The 18699-nt window shown below is 49.8% G+C and carries 16 protein-coding genes; 6 read left to right on the top strand and 10 right to left on the bottom strand.

The genetic code is table 11. The annotated features are described in order from the left end of the window. The first annotated feature begins 110 nt into the window (after positions 1-110). The 4 genes from EOE67_RS15385 (at position 111) to EOE67_RS15400 (ending at position 4603) form a co-directional block, all read left to right on the top strand. Entirely contained in the window at positions 111-830 is a 720-nt protein-coding gene (locus EOE67_RS15385) for a HipA family kinase (RefSeq protein WP_127700224.1), read from the top strand. Next, complete coding sequence (locus EOE67_RS15390; protein WP_127700225.1) at positions 827-1666, top strand: DUF3037 domain-containing protein; 840 nt, start codon at positions 827-829, stop codon at positions 1664-1666. Before EOE67_RS15385 ends, EOE67_RS15390 begins: the two co-directional genes overlap by 4 nt. A gap of 137 nt (positions 1667-1803) precedes the next feature. Then, entirely contained in the window at positions 1804-2334 is a 531-nt protein-coding gene (locus EOE67_RS15395; RefSeq protein WP_127700226.1) for a HEPN domain-containing protein, read from the top strand. A gap of 184 nt (positions 2335-2518) precedes the next feature. Continuing rightward, positions 2519-4603: a hypothetical protein gene (locus EOE67_RS15400; protein WP_127700227.1), complete on the top strand. Its 2085-nt coding sequence runs from the start codon at positions 2519-2521 to the stop codon at positions 4601-4603. A gap of 277 nt (positions 4604-4880) precedes the next feature. Here the strand turns inward: EOE67_RS15400 and EOE67_RS21050 are convergent, their stop codons facing one another. The 7 genes from EOE67_RS21050 to ilvG form a co-directional block, all read right to left on the bottom strand. Next, positions 4881-5135: a hypothetical protein gene (locus tag EOE67_RS21050; protein ID WP_338069034.1), complete on the bottom strand. Its 255-nt coding sequence runs from the start codon at positions 5133-5135 to the stop codon at positions 4881-4883. A gap of 98 nt (positions 5136-5233) precedes the next feature. After that, complete coding sequence (locus EOE67_RS21055) at positions 5234-5335, bottom strand: hypothetical protein (RefSeq protein WP_338069035.1); 102 nt, start codon at positions 5333-5335, stop codon at positions 5234-5236. 43 nt (positions 5336-5378) lie between these two features. Next, a complete protein-coding gene (locus tag EOE67_RS15410) occupies positions 5379-6647 on the bottom strand; it encodes an aspartyl/asparaginyl beta-hydroxylase domain-containing protein (RefSeq protein WP_127700228.1) in 1269 nt (422 codons plus the stop codon). Between the two features lie 82 nt (positions 6648-6729). Then, positions 6730-8271: a threonine ammonia-lyase, biosynthetic gene (gene ilvA, locus EOE67_RS15415; protein ID WP_240652840.1), complete on the bottom strand. Its 1542-nt coding sequence runs from the start codon at positions 8269-8271 to the stop codon at positions 6730-6732. 146 nt (positions 8272-8417) lie between these two features. Beyond that, on the bottom strand, positions 8418-10271 hold the full coding sequence (gene ilvD / locus EOE67_RS15420; RefSeq protein ID WP_127700230.1) for a dihydroxy-acid dehydratase: 1854 nt from the start codon (positions 10269-10271) through the stop codon (positions 8418-8420). Positions 10272-10623: 352 nt separating this feature from the next. After that, entirely contained in the window at positions 10624-10899 is a 276-nt protein-coding gene (ilvM, locus tag EOE67_RS15425) for an acetolactate synthase 2 small subunit (RefSeq protein ID WP_240652837.1), read from the bottom strand. A 2-nt stretch (positions 10900-10901) separates the two neighbouring features. Then, positions 10902-12569 carry an acetolactate synthase 2 catalytic subunit gene (gene ilvG, locus EOE67_RS15430; protein ID WP_127700231.1) on the bottom strand — a complete coding sequence of 556 codons (1668 nt, stop codon included), beginning with the start codon at positions 12567-12569 and terminating at the stop codon, positions 10902-10904. Between the two features lie 506 nt (positions 12570-13075). Between ilvG and EOE67_RS15435 the strand changes: the two genes are divergently transcribed. Beyond that, positions 13076-13336: a DUF1289 domain-containing protein gene (locus EOE67_RS15435; RefSeq protein WP_127700232.1), complete on the top strand. Its 261-nt coding sequence runs from the start codon at positions 13076-13078 to the stop codon at positions 13334-13336. Positions 13337-13435: 99 nt separating this feature from the next. Next, on the top strand, positions 13436-15109 hold the full coding sequence (locus tag EOE67_RS15440; RefSeq protein WP_127700233.1) for an ATP-binding protein: 1674 nt from the start codon (positions 13436-13438) through the stop codon (positions 15107-15109). A gap of 49 nt (positions 15110-15158) precedes the next feature. Here EOE67_RS15440 and EOE67_RS15445 read toward each other — a convergent pair whose 3' ends face one another. The 3 genes from EOE67_RS15445 to EOE67_RS15455 all read right to left on the bottom strand — a co-directional run bounded on the left by EOE67_RS15445 (position 15159) and on the right by EOE67_RS15455 (position 18439). After that, positions 15159-16928 (bottom strand): alpha-amylase family glycosyl hydrolase, encoded by a 1770-nt coding sequence (locus tag EOE67_RS15445; protein ID WP_127700234.1) that lies wholly within the window; start codon positions 16926-16928, stop codon positions 15159-15161. A gap of 243 nt (positions 16929-17171) precedes the next feature. Continuing rightward, entirely contained in the window at positions 17172-17528 is a 357-nt protein-coding gene (locus EOE67_RS15450; protein WP_127700235.1) for a RidA family protein, read from the bottom strand. A 92-nt stretch (positions 17529-17620) separates the two neighbouring features. Then, positions 17621-18439: a DUF2884 family protein gene (locus EOE67_RS15455; RefSeq protein ID WP_127700236.1), complete on the bottom strand. Its 819-nt coding sequence runs from the start codon at positions 18437-18439 to the stop codon at positions 17621-17623. Positions 18440-18699: the final 260 nt, after the last annotated feature.

Here is an 18699-nt window from a genome sequence, read left to right on the forward strand (position 1 = left end):
AACGAATCGGAGACACCCACCCATTTCTACCCTTTGCACAAAAACCGCTTGTACTTAACACATCGCTGCTTTATTTTTAATCAATAACAACAAGTTGCAGGGAATGGACAGTGCTTGAAGTGGAAGAACTGCAAGAAAAAGCCACTCAGGGCCGGACCGAGCCTTACCTTTGTCGGTTGTCTGACGAGCAGCTTTATTACATCAAAGGCCCACAAGCCACCACCAAAGGCTTAATCAATGAAGCAGTTTGTGCATTTTTAGGTACGGCTTTTGGCCTGAATGTCCCACCCTATCAAACCGCTTATCTACCGGCGCAGTTACTGAAATATGACGACGCCGCCCGCCGCATACTGGGCGATGGTGACTCCGTCGTGTTTGCATCAAGACATTTGCCAAGCTTGCTGGAACTGACACCTTCGCTACAGCAAACAATGCCCATCCAGTTCGCTAAAGACTTGTTTTTGTTTGATTATTGGATCCAAAACGAAGATCGCACCATGAGCCTCACCAGTGGCAACCCGAACTTATTCCTGGATGCTCGAGCCCAAAGTTATGTGGTAGTCGACCATAATTTGGCATTTGATCCGCAATATGACTTTACCCGGCACGCACCTTTGCATCTAAGCTACCACTACTGGTTTCATCAGCAGCATGATCAACTCTGGCGTGATTATTACCAGCCTAAGCTAGAGATTGCGCTGCATGGCTTTGCCCAGTATGCTGCCAGTCTGCCGCAAGAATGGCTGTTGGTAGAGCCTGATTATCTGGCTCAGATCACCGCCACTTTGGCACTATTCAGAACAGACAAATTTTGGGAGGCTCTGATATGAAAACTTTGTATCAGTACGCAATAGTCAGGTTTTTACCTCATGCACAGACGGGCGAATTCGCCAACGTCGGCATTGTGCTATGCGCCCCCGATCAAGCTGTATTTGAATTCCGGCTGGCACCCGCCCGCTTTGCCCGCGTCACGGATTTTTTTGAAGATGTCGACGGCAAGTTATACAAAACCACCATCAACACAGTGCAAACCGAGTTAACCCGCCTCAGAGACTATGCCGCCACAGTGTTGCCCAAAGAGTTGGTCGCCGTGATGCAGGAATTAGTACGGCCACGGGAAACGTTGGTGCGTTATTCAGACCTTCGCACTGTGCTGGTGGATAAAAAACCTGCGGCCATTGCCGACCAGTTATTTGAACAACTGGTCCACCGTACTTTTTTAACAGAAGCCTATCAGGAACAGCTGATGGTGCGCGCCATTCGGGCACAGCTGAAAACAGAAAAGCTGACCCATTTTAAACAGCAGCCGCTGGTCGGTCGTTTTGAAGAGATCACCTTGCCACTGGTCGCTAAAACCAACGACACCTTTGTGATCCGCCCGCTGGCCTTCCAGCAACAAAACGCCACCAAAATGATGGACCACGCCCAAACCTGGCTCGGTCGCTTCGCCCGTTTGGCGCAAAATGACGTGCTGAAAAAACAAAATATCCTGCTGCCGCTGCAAGGCCCAACCAATACCAACCCAAAACTCATCGGCGCATTTTTTGAGGTCAGCCGCGAGTTCGACCAGTTAGGTTTTTATACCATCCCACACCATGACACCAAAGCCATTAGCACCTTTGCTAAACAGGCTTTAGTGGCAGATGGGTTTGCGCTTCAGCATTAATTCTATGTTGATGGTTTAGTCCCGAAAAATAGTTTGTCTTTTTACAAAAGCTGTTTTAGTTTGGTTAAATCATCGACACTCATTATTGACACGCTGCGTTATGGACTTTTCACCGCAGTATGGCCAGCAGGGATTTTATGGCGTCACAATCTTACCAATTATTTCAAACCGCCATTGCTGATGCTGAAAAGTTAATCAGCATCTTTGATCAGCTGCCAAACCAAGAATCACGCCAACAAAACGAAGTGTTAAAACGCGCCGCCCTGGTGATGACTCTCACGGCCTGGGAAAGTTATATCGAAGCGTTTTTACTGGAACAACTCACTAAAAAAATCAGTGGTATTAAAGGCAGTTTCGCCGGGGACTTTATTCAGAAAAAACTCGATATTGAAATTGGCAGGCTACATAACCCCAGATCCGACAAAGTAAAACAACTGTCCCAAGAGTTTTTGCAATACGACCTTACCGAGCAATGGCGTTGGGCAAATACCGAGCCCGAGCAAGCCCGCACACAACTGAACCAATGGCTAAATAAACGCGGCGATGCTGTGCATAAAGCATGCGCCAGCGATGACCCGAAAAAACCACATTTGGTGAAACGGGACGATTTGGATAAAGCGGTTAGGTTTTTTAAAGAATTGGTTAGGGTTACGGATGGGGTTTTGTGAGCTGGTAACAGGCAAAATTCAAGACCTGCCCCCGAACTTCAATCAATTCAAGTTGCGATAAATTTGGTGGGAGGCTTGAATTAAGCGACAATATTTAATACACCAGTTATTATTTTAATTTGGGTGTTCTGGCAAAATAATTTAATTATTTATGGAGACAACTTTGATTACAAATAGGAATAAATTGTCAGATACGTTTCTATCAATGACAGATTCTTTAAGCAAATATAGACGTGCAGATCTCAAAGACGAGGATGGGAAAAACCTTATTGAAGATCTTTATGTCGACCCCTTAGAAAACAATTTAATCCTTAAATCAATGCTAAAAGACAATACTACACTTCTGATGGGTAGAAAAGGGACAGGTAAGTCCACTATAATAAATCGATTTCAACACGAGGTGAGAAAATCCGATAAAAAACTATCATTATATATTGATGTCAAAGCACTTTTTGAGCAGTCAAAAAAATCATATTTCACCCTAAACACCGTTGATATAGGACTATCACCAGAAGACTCAGATCGTTTGAGTCTATATGTCTACTTTATTGAAAAAATAATAGATGAGATAAAAAATGAGATAAATGTATGTGTATTTAAATCAGCGTTTGAAAAGATTTTCAAAAAATCTGGAATAACAGAAAAAAAATTCCATGAGCGATTAAATCAGTTATTTACTTCTGTTAAAATGCCATACTTTGTAGATCTAACAGCATCGAATCACATTACAAAACATGAAGAAGATAAAGTATCAAAAAACAAAGATTCATCTATTCAATTTGAATTAGGCGCTTCGAAATTATCCTTAAGCGGAGGAACTAAGGAATCATCACAAAATGAATCACTAGAGTCTAAACAGTTCACACGTGTGTTAGGAAGGTTTTTCGACATTATTGGATTCATGAACAACTTAAAAAATCTGCTTAGAGAAATACCAATAGAAACTGTTTTCATATGCCTAGATGATATGTCAGAGATTGACAAAGACTCTATGGAAGTATTCACAGATTTTATCATCGGCCCGTTAAACAATCTTTCAGATGAATTTTTCAAATTTAAAATTTCTTTATATCCTGGCAGAGACTATCTTCCTTCCATTGACAGACAAAAGGTCAAAACGCATTGCCTCGATTACTATGATTTATATTCAGCTGGCAGTGTTGATAAAGTAGAAGACTCTGCAATAAAATACACTAAAAGACTATTAGAGGCGAGATTTAACTATTATTTCAAAGGGATAGATCTAAATAACTTTTTTGATTTAAACCAAGTTGAATCAATAGAAGAATACTATAAGTTGCTATTTCAGATAAGTGCCAACGTGCCGAGAATAATTGGTAAAGTCCTTGAAATATCTTTACAAAAAACCAATGGATTCGAAAAGAAAATAAACAGGAATATACTTCAAGAGTCTGCTCGCCAACATTATAAAAATGACATAGAGTTCGTTCTAACAAAAAGCGAATATATTGAATACAAGAGCTACAATGAGACATTCGAAAAATTTCACCTTTTGGATCTTTTAAAAAAATTAATATCAAAAGCTATTAGTAACAAAAAGCACATTGGTAGTTCATCAGCTAAAATTTTCTCTCAATACACATCCAACACAGCACCTTCAAATTATCTTTATGTCGCTGAAGATTTAGAAGACATCCTTAAGACACTCGAGTTTAATTTCTTCATGACCAAATTCTCCCAACAAAAAGACAAAGATGGAGAAAGTATTAGTATTTTTTCTTTGAATTATGGGTTATGTGTTGAAAACAACATTATTTTTGATGAAAAAAGCGATCGAAAATTCCGTATTGAACGAGTATTTGATGTAAATAAGATAGTCGCTGACTGGATGCGAGGTTCGCAGGAGTTATGCTGCCTGAGCTGCGGTGAACTGTATGACATAACTAAAAAAGAAGTTTTCATTGACCACAAGATACCATGTTTAAAGTGTCAAGGAGTAGTTACCCTAAGATCGATAATAGACGAAGACCAGAAAATCAAGATCGAAAGAAATATAAGAATCCCAATGAAAGAATTCGAGATACTAAACGTTTTAAAATATAAAAATTCGTTAACCGCCACTGAGTTAGGAGATGAACTAGACCGAAAATATCAGTCTATTAACCACAGCATTGGGAACAACAGCAAAATAAGTCATTACGAGTTTATTGAACGAAAAGAAATATCTAAGAAACCATATTTTTCACTATCTACAAAAGGTGAAGCATACTTAAATGGTCAAGATATAGATCCTTCCAAAATTAATTAGATAATTAATATTTTATTTGTATTTTCAATACAATATTCTGGACAAAAATTAAGGGAAAACCTGCGGGGCATTTTTTGAAATTTGCCGACAAGAATAGTCGAATAAAACCAACTACCGGCAACAGCGGAGTGAGCATTCAAAAGTGAGCGCGGGAGGCGCGAACGGGCGAACGCAGTTGTTGCCGGTTTTTGGTTTCGTGCCGTTCAGTCTTTCTGCACGCACAACAGTGATTGGTTGAGCAGCGACCAGCAACGACACTCAACCAACACCGCCAACATCAAGACATCAAAAACGTCCGATAAGCCCTATTCCCACTCACCAACCCCAAAGCCTCCAAATGCCCTTCAATCTCAGCCGGATCAGCAATCTCAAACCCTGCCAACACATCGCCAGTGGCAGCACCATGGTTGCGGTAATGGAACAAGGTGATATTCCACTTTTCGCCCAAAGTATTGAGGAAGTTCATCAGTGCGCCGGGATATTCCGGGAAGTTAAATTGGTAGACCTGCTCTTGCACTAAACGTGGTGGCATGCCGCCGATCATGTAGCGGACGTGCAGTTTGGCGAGTTCGTCGTCGGAAAGATCCTGGAAGTCGTAACCGGCGTCGAGGAGTGGCTGGGTGACTTGTTTTAGCTCTTCCGCGCCGCTGGGTAATTAAACTCAGTCATGGCGCGGCGGCCGAGAGTTTCGCAGAAGCGGCGGAAACTGCCTTTTTCTTCTGGAATGGCCACGCCCTACACCAGGGCGGAGCTGAGAGCCATTGGTCTTAGGCCGCTACTCGGCGGCATAAAAGGCGTTCACGGCGCTGGTCGCAGCTTTCACCATGTCGCGTTCGGCCTTGGACAGCAGCGGGTTCCACACGTCGAAGATCAGCACCACCCGCAACAGGTCACTATCGTTACGGGCCTCATGTTCGATGGTGTCATCGAACACCAGCACCTTGCCCTCCTGCCACCGCCGTTGCTCAAACCCGACCCGGTACAGGCATTTTTCCGGGATGATCAGCGGTAAATGCACTACCAGCCGGGCATTGGTCTCGCCAGTGTGTGGCGGAATGGCCGTATGCGGCGACAAAACCGAAAACATGGCGTTGGGGCACAAGCCGCCAATATCCGCCATCTCCACCGCTTGTAAGGCGGCGGCCGTCGCCGGACACCGGGCCAGATTGGCAGTATCCGGTACCCCCGCCCGCCATAAGGAATAACTGGCCCAGCGCGTCGACTGGTTCAGTTCCTGCCATTGGTTCACCGGCTGACCGTCGCGATAGTTGATATAGGGCGTAAAGTCGGCCCCATGGTCGCTCAAAACCCGCATCATTTCCGCGCGGATATCGTCCGTGCGGGCCTCTAAATCGGCAACCCACGGAAACAGCTCGGTATTATAAAAAGGGATGGCCGGCAGGCGCGGGACATGCAGCTGATTGCACACCGAGTGATAAGGTGCAGTCTTGCCCGACAGGATCGACACAGCCTCGTCCCAGCGCTCCAAAACCGACGCCTCTAACGCGGCGCGGGTGCTGCCCAAGGCGCCCTGCAAGTGAGCCGTCAGCTCCTGCATGTGATCGTAAACCACCTGGCGCGCCTCCGCCAACGGGGTTTTCAGCCATTCCGGGCACTCGCTGGGGAGTGGCGCGATCTTGATGGCATTGCGAAACATCGACGCCGCTGCGCGTTTTTTGCCCTGGCTATACAATATTTGGCCCTGGCCCAACAAGGCCGGCATGAAATAGGGGTCGATCGCCAGCGCCTGTTGCAAAGTATCCCATTGGCCTTGCACATCGCCCGTCTGCGCCCGGGCATTTGCCAGATGTAACAGCACCATCGGTTCCGTCGGCGCGGCCTGATGGGCGGATTGCAACAGCCCCACCGCAGTCGCTACATCGCCATTGGTCATGGCGATGATGCCCAGATTGAACAGTGCCTCAACATGAGTGGGCTTCAGACGGAGAACCTCAGTCCAAAGCTGATAGGCCTCCCGCACGCGCGCTTGCGCCGTGGCTTGCTTGGCACGCGCCAACAGATCCTGAAATGACTGACCCAACAACTGAACTCTCCCTTATCCGTACCTCGACGATACCGCAGCATACCTGAGGTGATGGTCCAACGAAATAGGATAGGAAGTATAATTAAGGCATCAAAAAAGTCCGATAAGCCCTATTCCCACTCACCAGTTGATAAGGATATCCAAGCGCCTCCAAATGCCCTTCAATCTCCGCCGGATCAGCAATCTCAAACCCTGCCAATACATCACCAGTCGCGGCGCCATGGTTGCGGTAATGGAACAAAGTGATATTCCACTTCTCGCCCAAGGTGTTGAGGAAGTTCATTAACGCACCGGGATATTCCGGGAAGTTAAATTGGTAGACCTGCTCTTGCACTAAACGTGGTGGCATGCCGCCGATCATGTAGCGGACGTGCAGTTTGGCGAGTTCGTCGTCGGAGAGGTCCTGGAAGTCGTAACCGGCGTCGAGCAGTGCCTGAGTCACTTGTTTTAGTTCTTCTGCGCCGCTGCGCAGTTTGATGCCGACAAAAATATGCGCTTTATTGTCCGAAGCATACCGGTAGTTAAACTCGGTGATGGCGCGGCCGCCAAGCGTCTCGCAGAAGCGGCGGAAACTGCCTTTTTCTTCCGGAATGGTCACCGCAAACACCGCTTCTTTTTTCTCGCCGAGTTCACAGCGCTCGGACACGTAGCGCAGGGTATCAAAATTCAGGTTCGCGCCCGACAGCACAGCGGCAAAGTTTTGGCTGTGATCGGCGGTAGCGGCGTATTTTTTCAAACCCGCCAAGGCCAAAGCACCTGCCGGTTCAGCGACGGCGCGTAGGTCTTCAAAAATATCTTTAATGGCGGCGCAGATTTCGTCGCTGGAAACTGTGACCACATCGTCGCAATACAGCTGCGCCAGCTTAAAGGTCTCGTTGCCGATACGTTTGACTGCCACACCGTCGGCGAATAAGCCGACTCTTGGCAAAGTGACCGGCGCGCCGTTCAGCATCGCCACTTCTAAACAATTGGCGTCATCGGGTTCGACGCCAATCACCCGCACATTCGGCAGCACGGCTTTGATATAAACCGCCATGCCCGCCAGCAAACCACCGCCGCCGACCGGAATAAAGACCGCGTCTAGCTTGTTGTGCTGGGTCAGTAATTCTTTGGCGACTGTGCCCTGGCCTGCGATGACGTCGGCATCGTCGAACGGCGGAATGTATACCGCGCCTTGGGTTGCCGCCAGTTCAATGGCAAACCGGTTGGCTTCATCAAAGGCCGTACCGTGCAGCATCACATGGCCACCGCGCGCGCGCACCGCCGCCACTTTAATTTCCGGCGTGGTGATGGGCATCACAATAGTGGCATTCAGGCCGAGCTTGCTGGCCGACATCGCCACGCCCTGGGCGTGATTGCCAGCCGAGGCACAGATCACACTCGGCGCTTCGGCGCTTTTATCACCAGCTGCCGCGGCGCTTGCTTTATGCTGCGTCGCCACTTTATGCAGTTTATGAAAAGCACCACGTAATTTAAACGAATACACCGGCTGGTGATCTTCACGTTTTAAATACACATGATGACCCAGCCGCTGCGCCAGTTTGGGCATGGCTTGCAGCGGCGTTTCCACCGCCGCCTGGTACACCGGCGACAGCAGAATTTCGCGCAAATACTGCTGTTGCAATGCTTGCGCTTCGCTTTCGGATAAATCGCTTGGCGGATAATTCGGGTTGCGGATTGATGCTGATGCTTGAACCGCATGAGTTTCAACCGAAAGCGTTTCGACCGCCGGATCGACCAATACCACCGAGTTTTTTAAGGCCGCCTGACTCATACATCTTCCAGCTTCGATAAATCGCGCACTGCACCTTTGTCGGCCGAGCTTGCCAATAAGGCGTAAGCTTTCAGCGCCGGGCTGACCGAGCGCACGCGATCAAGGGGTTTCCAGCCGAGTTTGCCTTTGGCGTTCATCGCATCACGGCGGCGCTGTAATTCGGCGGCGTCGATACGAATTTGAATCGAGCGGTTTGGAATATCGATATCAATGCCGTCACCTTCCTGCACCAGCGCGATGGCGCCGCCGCTGGCTGCTTCTGGTGATACGTGGCCAATCGATAAACCCGAAGTGCCGCCCGAAAACCGGCCGTCGGTGATTAAGGCGCAAGCTTTGCCCAAACCCATCGATTTTAAGTAACTGGTTGGATACAACATTTCCTGCATACCCGGGCCGCCTTTTGGCCCTTCGTAGCGGATAATAACTACATCACCGGCCACGACTTTGCCGGCCAGAATGGCCGCGACTGAATCGTCCTGGCTTTCAAAAATGCGCGCCACGCCTTTAAACACCAGGTTGTCTTTATCGACACCGGCAGTTTTGACGATACAGCCGTTCGGCGCTAAGTTGCCGTATAGCACGGCTAAACCGCCATCTTGTGAATAGGCGTTTTCTTTGCTGCGGATACAACCTTCAGCGCGGTCGTCGTCCAGACTTGGGTAACGGCAGCTTTGTGAAAAGGCCTGCGTCGTGCGGATCCCGGCAGGTCCTGCGCGGTAGAATTCTTTTACCGCTTCATCTTGCGTGGTCATGATGTCAAAGCGTTCTAACACATCGCCTAACGAGCTGCCCGCTACGTGTGGTGTATTGGGGTTCAATAAACCAGCACGATTGAGTTCGGCCAGAATGGCAATCACGCCGCCTGCTCGGTGCACATCTTCCATATGATATTTTTGCGTCGACGGCGCCACTTTGGATAAATGCGGCACGATGCGCGATAAACGGTCGATATCGTTCATACCAAAATCGACTTCGGCTTCAATGGCGGCAGCGAGTAAATGCAGCACCGTATTGGTGGAGCCGCCCATCGCGATATCCAGCATCATGGCGTTTTCAAAGGCAGTTTTATTGGCGATGGAGCGTGGCAGTGCGCTCACATCATCGTTTTTATACCAGCGGTTGCACAGGTCCATAATGCGCGAACCGGCACTGATAAACAGCGCTTTACGGTCGCTATGGGTGGCCAGCATCGAACCATTGCCCGGTTGGCCTAAACCTAATGCTTCTACCAAACAGTTCATCGAGTTGGCGGTAAACATGCCCGAGCAGGAGCCGCAGGTTGGACAGGCGCTTTTTTCAATTTTTTCGCTGTCTTCGTCACTGACGTTGGGGTTAGCCGCTGAGACCATGGCGTCGACCAGATCGAGTTTGATAATTTGATCAGACAGCTTGGTTTTACCGGCTTCCATCGGCCCGCCTGAGACAAAAATGGCTGGGATATTCAGGCGCAGCGCGGCCATCAACATGCCAGGGGTGATTTTGTCGCAGTTGGAGATACAGACCATGGCGTCGGCGCAGTGGCCGTTGACCATATATTCGACCGAGTCGGCAATGATTTCACGCGACGGCAGGCTGTACAACATACCGCCGTGGCCCATCGCGATGCCGTCATCGATGGCGATGGTATTAAATTCTTTGGCGATACCGCCCGCTTCTTCAATGGCTTCGGCCACTAGTTTGCCGAGATCGCGTAAATGCACATGACCCGGCACAAATTGGGTAAAAGAGTTCACCACGGCGATGATTGGCTTACCGAAATCGGTATCTTTGACGCCGGTAGCGCGCCATAAAGCGCGGGCGCCCGCCATATTGCGGCCTTCGGTGGTGGTGGCTGAACGTAATTTAGGCATGCGGTTTACTCCTGCATTTCTTTAAAAATAGGCTGACGTGTTGTTCAAGGCTCGTCAGCGGATAATTGTGCAAATTGTTCAGGGCCACTTGGTTGTTTGCCATCGCCTGTAGCGATAGTCGTGCCGGGCTTTGCCCGTGCTGTTATGGGTCGAGCTTATTCTATAGTCTTTTTTCGAAACAATTAGTTTTGTTATTCGATGGTGTTTTCGTACGGCGTACTACCCTTCGGGTGAGTACGCCCTACTGTGGTACGACGAATTTTTCATAAAGCGTATGTCCATCGAGCGTAGGGCGTACTCACCGCGTTCGCGGTAGTACGCCGAACATGCCGAAAGCCCAAAAAACACTCCATCAAGCCCGCAGCGCAGCCGTGGCTGGTGCATGCAATTCCAGATGCTGTACATCGTATAACTTATTCAGCTGTGCCGTCAGCAGGCTGATTGGTTTGTCGCTTAGAATATTTAAAGTCACTAATAAACCATTGTTGTCGGCCAGTGGTTTCATTTCCAGGCCGCACAGTTGAAAACCGCGGTAACGGGTGACTTGTAATAACCGCTCTACGGCCACCACTTCCAGGCCGGTCTGGATGGTTAAGGTATGTTGGGTGCTCATTGAATTGGTGCTCATGGTTAATCTTCCCACTGTGGCAAATCGGTCATCATGTCGTGGTTGGCGGCGCCTGGTGGTACTAACGGCCAAACGTTGTCGGTTTCATCAATCCGAACATGCAATAAATACGGGCCGGGCCAGGTGAACATGGCGTCGAGCGCGTCGGCGACTTCGTCTTTGCGGCTGATGCTGTGGCCCGGAATGGCAAAAGCGGCGGCCAGCGATACAAAATCCGGGTTATCCGATAAATCGGTTTCGCTATAACGGCCATTAAAAAACAGCTGCTGCCACTGTTTCACCATGCCAAGGCGCTGGTTGTCGATCACCACAATTTTCACCGGCAAACGGAAGCGTTTGATGGTGGCCAGTTCCTGCACATTCATCATAAAAGAGCCATCGCCGCTGACTACAATCGAGGTATCGTTCGGCCGCGAGATTTTCGCGCCAATCGCCGCCGGCAAACCAAAACCCATAGTCCCCAGGCCACCGCTGCTTAAATGATTGCGCGGGGTGTTAAAGCTCATATGCTGCGCCACCCACATCTGGTGCTGGCCCACGTCGCAGCTGACCACCGAATTGTCCGGCATCCGCTCGCTCAGTTGTTTCAACAGCAACGGCGCATAGATCCGCTCGCCCGGATGATCGTACCGCCAGCCGTGTTGCAGCTTCAGATTCAGACAATGTTGTTGCCAGTCGGCGCAATTGGTTGCCACCGCCATTTGTGGCAGTAACGCGCGTAAATCGCCGAGCATGGCGCAGTCGGCACGGCGTAATTTATTCAGTTCGGCGGGGTCGATATCGATATGAATAACCTTGGCTTCAGGCGCGAATTTCTGCAAATTGCCGGTGACGCGATCGTCAAACCGCGCGCCTAAGCAAATCAGTAAATCGGTTTGTTGCACCGCGATATTCGCCGCCTGAGTGCCGTGCATGCCCAGCATACTTAAATAATACGGATTGCTTTTATCGACCGAGCCCATGGCTTTTAAGGTAGTCACGCTTGGCATGCCGGTGGTTTGCAAGAAGTCATGCAGCTCGGTCAAAGCACCCGCCATATGCACGCCGCCGCCAATGTAAACGATTGGTTTCTTGGCGCTGGCGATCAGCTCGCGGGCTAATTGCAGTTGCTGCAATGGCAATACAGCCTGGGAAGTTTCCACCGCCGCCAACGAGCGTGGGGCAACATACTCAACCTGCGCCAGCTGCACGTCTTTTGGAATATCGACCAGCACCGGTCCCGGCCGACCGCTTTGCGCCAGCACAAAGGCCTGACGTAAGGTGTCAGCTAAGTCATTGACATTTTTCACTAAAAAGCTGTGTTTGGTCACCGTCAGCGATAAACCCAGTACATCCACTTCCTGAAACGCATCAGTGCCAGCAACGGCTTGCGACACCTGACCGGTGATGGCAACTACCGGCACAGAATCCAGCAAAGCATCGGCTAATGAAGTGATGAGGTTGGTCGCACCAGGGCCTGAAGTCGCCATACAGACGCCGGTTTTACCGGACGCGCGGGCAAAACCAATGGCGGAAAAGGCGCCGCCTTGTTCGTGGCGACAGAGGTAATGTTTGACCGGGCTTTGGTAGAGCGCGTCGTAAATCGGCATGATAGCGCCGCCAGGATAGCCAAAAATGCTCTCCACACCGTGCTCTGTCAGCAACTTGATCACTAATTCCGCGCCCGTCATACCTTTTCCTTTTTTCCTGACTTACATTTGACCTGCTGCTCAACACATTTTCACAGGCCCTAAAACGACAAAACCCCCGGACCTTTCGGTGCGGGGGTTTTGCTGGTATCTGGTTTCTTCGTCTATCTGAAACCCAAACGGCAGCCCCCGCGGCGACTAATAATCACCACGACGAGGACCACAATAATGTTCAGGTTGTTTACTAAATTCATTTTGGTATTAATAACTCTGTTGGTTATCTATTGAAACAAGTTGCCCAGCGGAGCTGGTGCGAATGACTATTAGAAATAGCCGTCTGAAAGGCCTAAGTCAATCGTTTTTTTGCTTTAAGTCGAAAATAGCCGTTCAAATGGCTATTGGCGGCCGCTGAATGTTAAATAAACAGCATTTCAGGGAAAGATGTAACCAGTTTCGACCGCTGTTTCACGCTGGCAAGCCAAGCGACAATTGAGTAGACTCAAATCAGCAACCTCATTCACCTTCGCCGCCGGAGCTGTGCACAAGCGATGGATCAACTCGAGCTATTCGACTTACCCAACCCCTGCATTGGGGTCTGCCAAAGCAATAATCGCGGTTATTGCATTGGGTGTCTGCGCTCGCGGGATGAACGTTTTAACTGGCCGCAAAAACCAGCAGCGGAACGGGCTAAAATTCTGAAACTGCTGGAACAACGCCGCGCCCGCCGTGATGCCGCGCGCCTCGCCGGAAAACCAGATAGCGGCTTTGAAGCCGACCAAACGCCTTTTACCCCCGACTTATTCGGCTGATTTGCGGCCAGATTTCACTGCAACTGATTTGCCTAATATTTGCCTAATATTGCCGCACTCTATACATTTAAAGCTGGATACAGCTTACCGGATCACTCCTTGACCAAAGCACCCGAAAATTCGTCCAGCGCCACTGCCCGCGCCGACTTACAACAACAACTGCTGGCAATCAAACATCGCTTTGTCGATGCTATCTGGCGCAGTTTTATTATCATCATTTTGATTGGGGTGCCGCTGTCGGTTTCGCGTTCCTTTACCAGCGGCTGGTTACCGATTTATACCCTGCATCTGGCTTATGGTCTATTGATTATCCTGATTGCACTGAACACCAAACGTTTGTCATTGCCGCTGAAATCCATGTTGTTGCTGTTTACGTTCTGGCTGATTGGGGTGCCGGGGATCTTCACTTTTGGCATGGCATCACCCGGCGTTTGGTGGCTGGTAGCCAGTTGCCTGGTGGCGCATGTGCTGTATTCCATCAGAGTCGCTATTGCTATGGCACTGCTGACGCTGCTGACCTTAAGTCTGATCGCCTTTGGTTTTGTCAGTGGCCTGTTGCAACTGCAGGTCGATGCCAATGTCTATTTGCGGCAGGCGTCGTCCTGGGCGACTTATATTATTGTCAATTCAGTGATGTTTTTTGTGGTGATCCGCGCGCTGCTGTCGTACAACGAAGCCAGTAAAGTCACCACCAAACACCAGTTCCGGCAATGGATTGACGATTTACCTCTGGGCGTTTTAGTTCGCGACAAAAACGGTCAGCCGTACTATCAAAACCAGGCCGCCAACTCCATGCTTGGCCCGTTATTGCAGCCTGATGCCAGTGGCAATGACAAAGTGGTGATCAGTGGCACCGAACTGCCTTACCCACCGCAGGATATGCCGGGCATGCGCGCCCTTCGTGGTGAAACCTGCATTGTCGACGATATCGAAATCATTCAAGAGGGTCAGCGCCGCCAACTGCAAGCCTGGGGTCGCCCCGGTTACAACGCTGATGGCGAACTGGCGTATGGCATTGCTTCGTTTCAGGATATTACCGAACGCAAGCGGCTGGCGCTGTTAAAAGACCAATTTGTCTCCACCGTCAGCCACGAACTGCGGACGCCACTGACCTCCATTCGCGGGGCGCTGGGGTTAATTTTAGGCAATACGCTGGGTGAGCCGCCGCCCAAAATGCTGAATATGCTGCAAATTGCTAATCAAAATTCGCAGCGCTTATTGCGGATCGTCAATGACATTCTGGACTTACAAAAGATTGAAGCCAATCAGCTGGAATATCAGTTTCAGCCGGTTGATTTGGCGCAGCTGCTGCACGATGCCGTGCTGGAACTTGAAAGTTACGCCAGCGCGCATCAGGTGAGTTTTCATGTCACCGTCACTGCTACAGACGCCACTTTGACGGCTGATCCTAACCGGCTGATGCAAGTGTTGGCGAATCTGATGTCAAACGCCGCCAAATTTTCACCCGCCAACAGCAGCGTGTCGTTGCATCTGGAACAGACCACACCGGATCAACTGCGCCTGACCGTCACCGATCAGGGGCAGGGCATTCCGGATAGCTTTAAAACGAGGATTTTTCAGCCTTTTAGTCAGTCAGACGCCGCCGACAACCGCGCTCGCGGTGGCACCGGGCTTGGTCTGACCATCAGTAAAGCGATAGTCGAAAAACATGGCGGACAGATCCGCTATGTGAGCGCGACTGGCGAAGGCAGCAGTTTTATTATTGATTTACCGAGGCAACGGCGAGAGCAGCCCGAACTGCCGCAAGATTAAACTTGCGGCAGGTGTTCGAACCTTTTGTTGTGATCGTGAGTTGTGATGGCTAGTTGTGATAAATCCGCAGCTGCCACGGCGCAATGGTGGCGGCAGCAGCAGGGTCAGCCTGTTCAGTCCACACCAACTGATAACTACTATCCGGCAACTGGGCGGCGGTTAAGATCTGCGGTTCCGCCGACAGATTCAGCACAAATACCGTGCTTTTGCCGTTTAGTTGCCGGGTGATTTGCAGCAACTTGCCCGAGGCATCGGCAGTGGCTTGATATTCACCAGCTACACCTAACTCCGACCGCTGTTTTTTCAGCTGGATCAGTGTTTTATACAAGGACCACAACGAAGTGGCTTGTTGCTGCTGTTCGGCAACGGTCAGTCCACCTGACAGCTGCGCCGCTAAAAACGGCTGCCACCAAGCGGTACCTTGTTGCGGCGGGAATAAATCGGCTGATTCGACCCAGGATTTAACCGCCGTGGTAAAACCGGCCTGTGCGGATTTGTCCCATAACATTGGTGCGCGGCGCTGAATATGTTCGGCGTCCGAAGCCTGGGTTAAACCAATTTCTTCACCGTAATACAAATATGTGCTGCCGGGGGATGCGAACAACATCGCCGCTGCCAGCTTGGCTTTTTGCTGATCGCCTTTGAGTTGCCAGCCAATCCGCGGCTGATCATGATTGGTGATAAAGGGGCTGAAATAACCCATCGGCACCCCCGCGTCGATGCGCTGCTGATAGTTTTTTTGCAGTTCATGCTGTGGCGCCGCGCCATCGTTAGACGCTACTGCCGCATCTTGCATAGTGCCAAATTCCGCTTTGACGCCACCATCGCTTTGCAACAACGCCAGCACTTTATAGCCAAAATCAAAATCAAAACCGGCGTCCAGCGCTTTGCCATCACCATAATATTTGGCGGCGACCGGCAAATCAGCCCAGGCTTCGCCGACTAACATGGCGTCAGGTTGAATCGAGCGCACATAAGCGCTGAAATCTTGCCAGTAGGCGATAGTTCCGGCGGTATCGGCCTGCCCGTCAGGCCCATTTTCAATGGCGTAGCGCACTGCATCTAACCGAAAACCGGCCACGCCTTTATCCAGCCAGAATTTGGCCATTTTTTTCATTTCTGCCACTACATCCGGGTGCGTCAGATTGAGATCTGGCTGCGAGCCACCAAAAGCGGCGTAATAATAAGCTTTGCGGGTCGGGTTAAAGTGCCAAACCACTTTTGGATCCACTTTGCTGGCGTCCCAGGCCGGGCCCCAGCCATCAGTCGGTAAATCGTCGCGCCAGATAAAATAGTCTTTGTATGGTGCTTCACCGGCAGCCGAGCGTTTAAACCAGTCGTGTTGGTCGGAGATATGGTTAATCACTAAGTCGAGGATAATCCGGATATTTTTAGCTTTGGCGTCCTGCACCAGCGCTTCAAAATCGGCCATGCTGCCGTAATCGGCTTCGACTTTATAAAACTCGGTGAAGTCGTAACCATGGTAAGAAGGGGCTTCAAAGATCGGCGTTAACCACAACGCATCAACGCCAAGGTCTTGTAAATACGGAATTTTGGCGCGGATGCCGTTAAAGTCGCCATGACCATCGGCGTTGGAGTCGGCAAAGCTACGTGGCCAGATTTCATAAAACACCGCGTCTTGCCACCAGGCTTTGCCGGGTTGGGTTTGTTGAACTGGATCAGCCTTTGCGGTGGCCGTTTCAGCCGCGACTGCGGGTTTTGAAGTGGCTGGCGCTGGTTTTTCGGCGGCAGGCTGACAAGCGCCCACTAACAGCGCTATCGATAACGACAGCGGTTTTAACAAATATGAAAGTTGCATCGTCTTGATCCTGTTGTGATTATGCCAGCGCAGATGCAACTGGCTTTATTATCACCACAGCTTAGACCAATTACCCTTTACAACAACAGTGCTTGCATACGTTTGCAATGCTCTGCCTTTCCTTACAGGTAGGGTATACCCTAAATCATTGGAGTTGCAGCTAGGCGACGAGTAAGCGAGACCCCAGGAACATAGCTGTCTATGTGACTGGGGCGAACGAGCGAAGTCAACAACGCTGCAGCTTCAAGGATGACGGGTATAGGCCGTCACTTTAATCTCAATCCGCCACGCCGGATTGGCCAATCGCGCTTCAACTGTGGCGCGGGCCGGTGCCTGACCTGGCGCAATCCAGCTATCCCAGGCGATATTCATACCGGTGTAATCGGCCATATCGGCCAGATAAATCACTGTATCCACCACGGCAGTTTTATCGGTGCCACACTCTGCTAACAGCGTATCTAGCTGTGCCAGCACGTCTTTGGTTTGCGCCACAATATCGCCGCCGGTGTGCTCTGGCACCATACCGGCACAGAAAATAAAACCACCGGCGATCACCGCTTCTGAATATCGATTACCTGGTAACACACGTTTTATGGTCATGCTGTTGTTAGTCAAAGTAAGGCTCCAAAAAAACGCCGCGCATTGGCGCGGCAAAATGTGGTTGGGAGCTTAACTGTTTTCAAACAAACTGGCTATTCGGTCTGACCTGCTGATTTTTTCAGCGGATTTTTGATGCCTTCTTTGGTGGTATCAATTAAGTCGTAAGCGGCCATTTGTGGCACTGCGACCTGAATTTGACGCTCCAACAGATCAAGCTGCTGTAAATTGTGGCAAATCACTTTGCCCCGTTGTTCCAGCGCATCACCGCGGCTTTCCATTTCCACTTCAATTTCATTGCCGAAGGTTTCCATTTTTTTGCCGAATTTTTCCATCCGCTGCTCAAAATTGCCTTCGCCCTGCATCATCGCCTGGCCCATCGTCATCATCACCGCGCCGGTCAATTGTGCAATAGATTGCTCCATCGCCTGTTCAAACTCGGCGGCGAGCTGGCCATCGGCTTGATTGATATGACTGCCGTTAATCCGAATTTCGTCGCCGTTTGAAATCACCAGATGATCGATTTTGGTTTTCAGACCACCCAATGCCTGATCAACAGAGCTTTTCAGCTGGCTGTTATCAACCCCAAAACCGGCAACGACTTTACCAACTGCATCAGAGGCCAGTTGCAAAGCTTCACCCACCAGCAACACCGTTTCTTTACTTTGTTGGCGCAGGCCAGACTGATATTGCTGCAAAGCAGCGGTGGTTTTGGCGTCGGTACTGACTTTTTTATTGTCGAGCCATAACTGGCCATCGGCATTGATGCGCCACAACTGTTTTTCCGAGCGCTCTAAATGCACGCTGGTTGGGGCAATTACTAAATCATCTTTAAACTGGAGAGAACAATTGTCAGCAGCAGCGGCTGACAGGGACAAGGAGGATAACAGGGCGGTAGCGATCAGCGTTTTCATGTTCGAATTCCTTCTGTGGTTGATAAGCTGGCAACGCAAAGGCTGTGCCACTGTATTAAATCTTTGTTTTTAAATAACATTCAGCAAGTGAACCTTTCATGAACACTATCTAATGTAGTGGCAAATGCTAAATAGTAGTCAGAATCGCCTTAATTTGCTGTGCCCATTGTTGTCTGTAGCCCAGCACCACTAAGTCAAACACTATGTCAGACTTTGCCATCTATATAACTAATTTGCATAAGCCGGAAAGATCGATTCTT

The organism is Rheinheimera riviphila, from assembly GCF_004005945.1.
In the GTDB taxonomy this organism is placed as follows: domain Bacteria; phylum Pseudomonadota; class Gammaproteobacteria; order Enterobacterales; family Alteromonadaceae; genus Pararheinheimera; species Pararheinheimera riviphila.

Excerpts from the sequence above, each read along its gene's own strand:
- EOE67_RS15390 (WP_127700225.1), top strand. The coding sequence starts at position 827 with ATGAAAACTTTGTATCAGTACGCAATAGTCAGGTTTTTACCTCATGCA.
- EOE67_RS15395 (WP_127700226.1), top strand. The coding sequence starts at position 1,804 with ATGGCGTCACAATCTTACCAATTATTTCAAACCGCCATTGCTGATGCT.
- EOE67_RS21050 (WP_338069034.1), bottom strand. The coding sequence starts at position 5,135 with ATGCCACCACGTTTAGTGCAAGAGCAGGTCTACCAATTTAACTTCCCG.
- ilvD (WP_127700230.1), bottom strand. The coding sequence starts at position 10,271 with ATGCCTAAATTACGTTCAGCCACCACCACCGAAGGCCGCAATATGGCG.
- ilvM (WP_240652837.1), bottom strand. The coding sequence starts at position 10,899 with ATGAGCACCAATTCAATGAGCACCCAACATACCTTAACCATCCAGACC.
- ilvG (WP_127700231.1), bottom strand. The coding sequence starts at position 12,569 with ATGACGGGCGCGGAATTAGTGATCAAGTTGCTGACAGAGCACGGTGTG.
- EOE67_RS15435 (WP_127700232.1), top strand. The coding sequence starts at position 13,076 with ATGGATCAACTCGAGCTATTCGACTTACCCAACCCCTGCATTGGGGTC.
- EOE67_RS15445 (WP_127700234.1), bottom strand. The coding sequence starts at position 16,928 with ATGCAACTTTCATATTTGTTAAAACCGCTGTCGTTATCGATAGCGCTG.
- EOE67_RS15450 (WP_127700235.1), bottom strand. The coding sequence starts at position 17,528 with ATGACCATAAAACGTGTGTTACCAGGTAATCGATATTCAGAAGCGGTG.
- EOE67_RS15455 (WP_127700236.1), bottom strand. The coding sequence starts at position 18,439 with ATGAAAACGCTGATCGCTACCGCCCTGTTATCCTCCTTGTCCCTGTCA.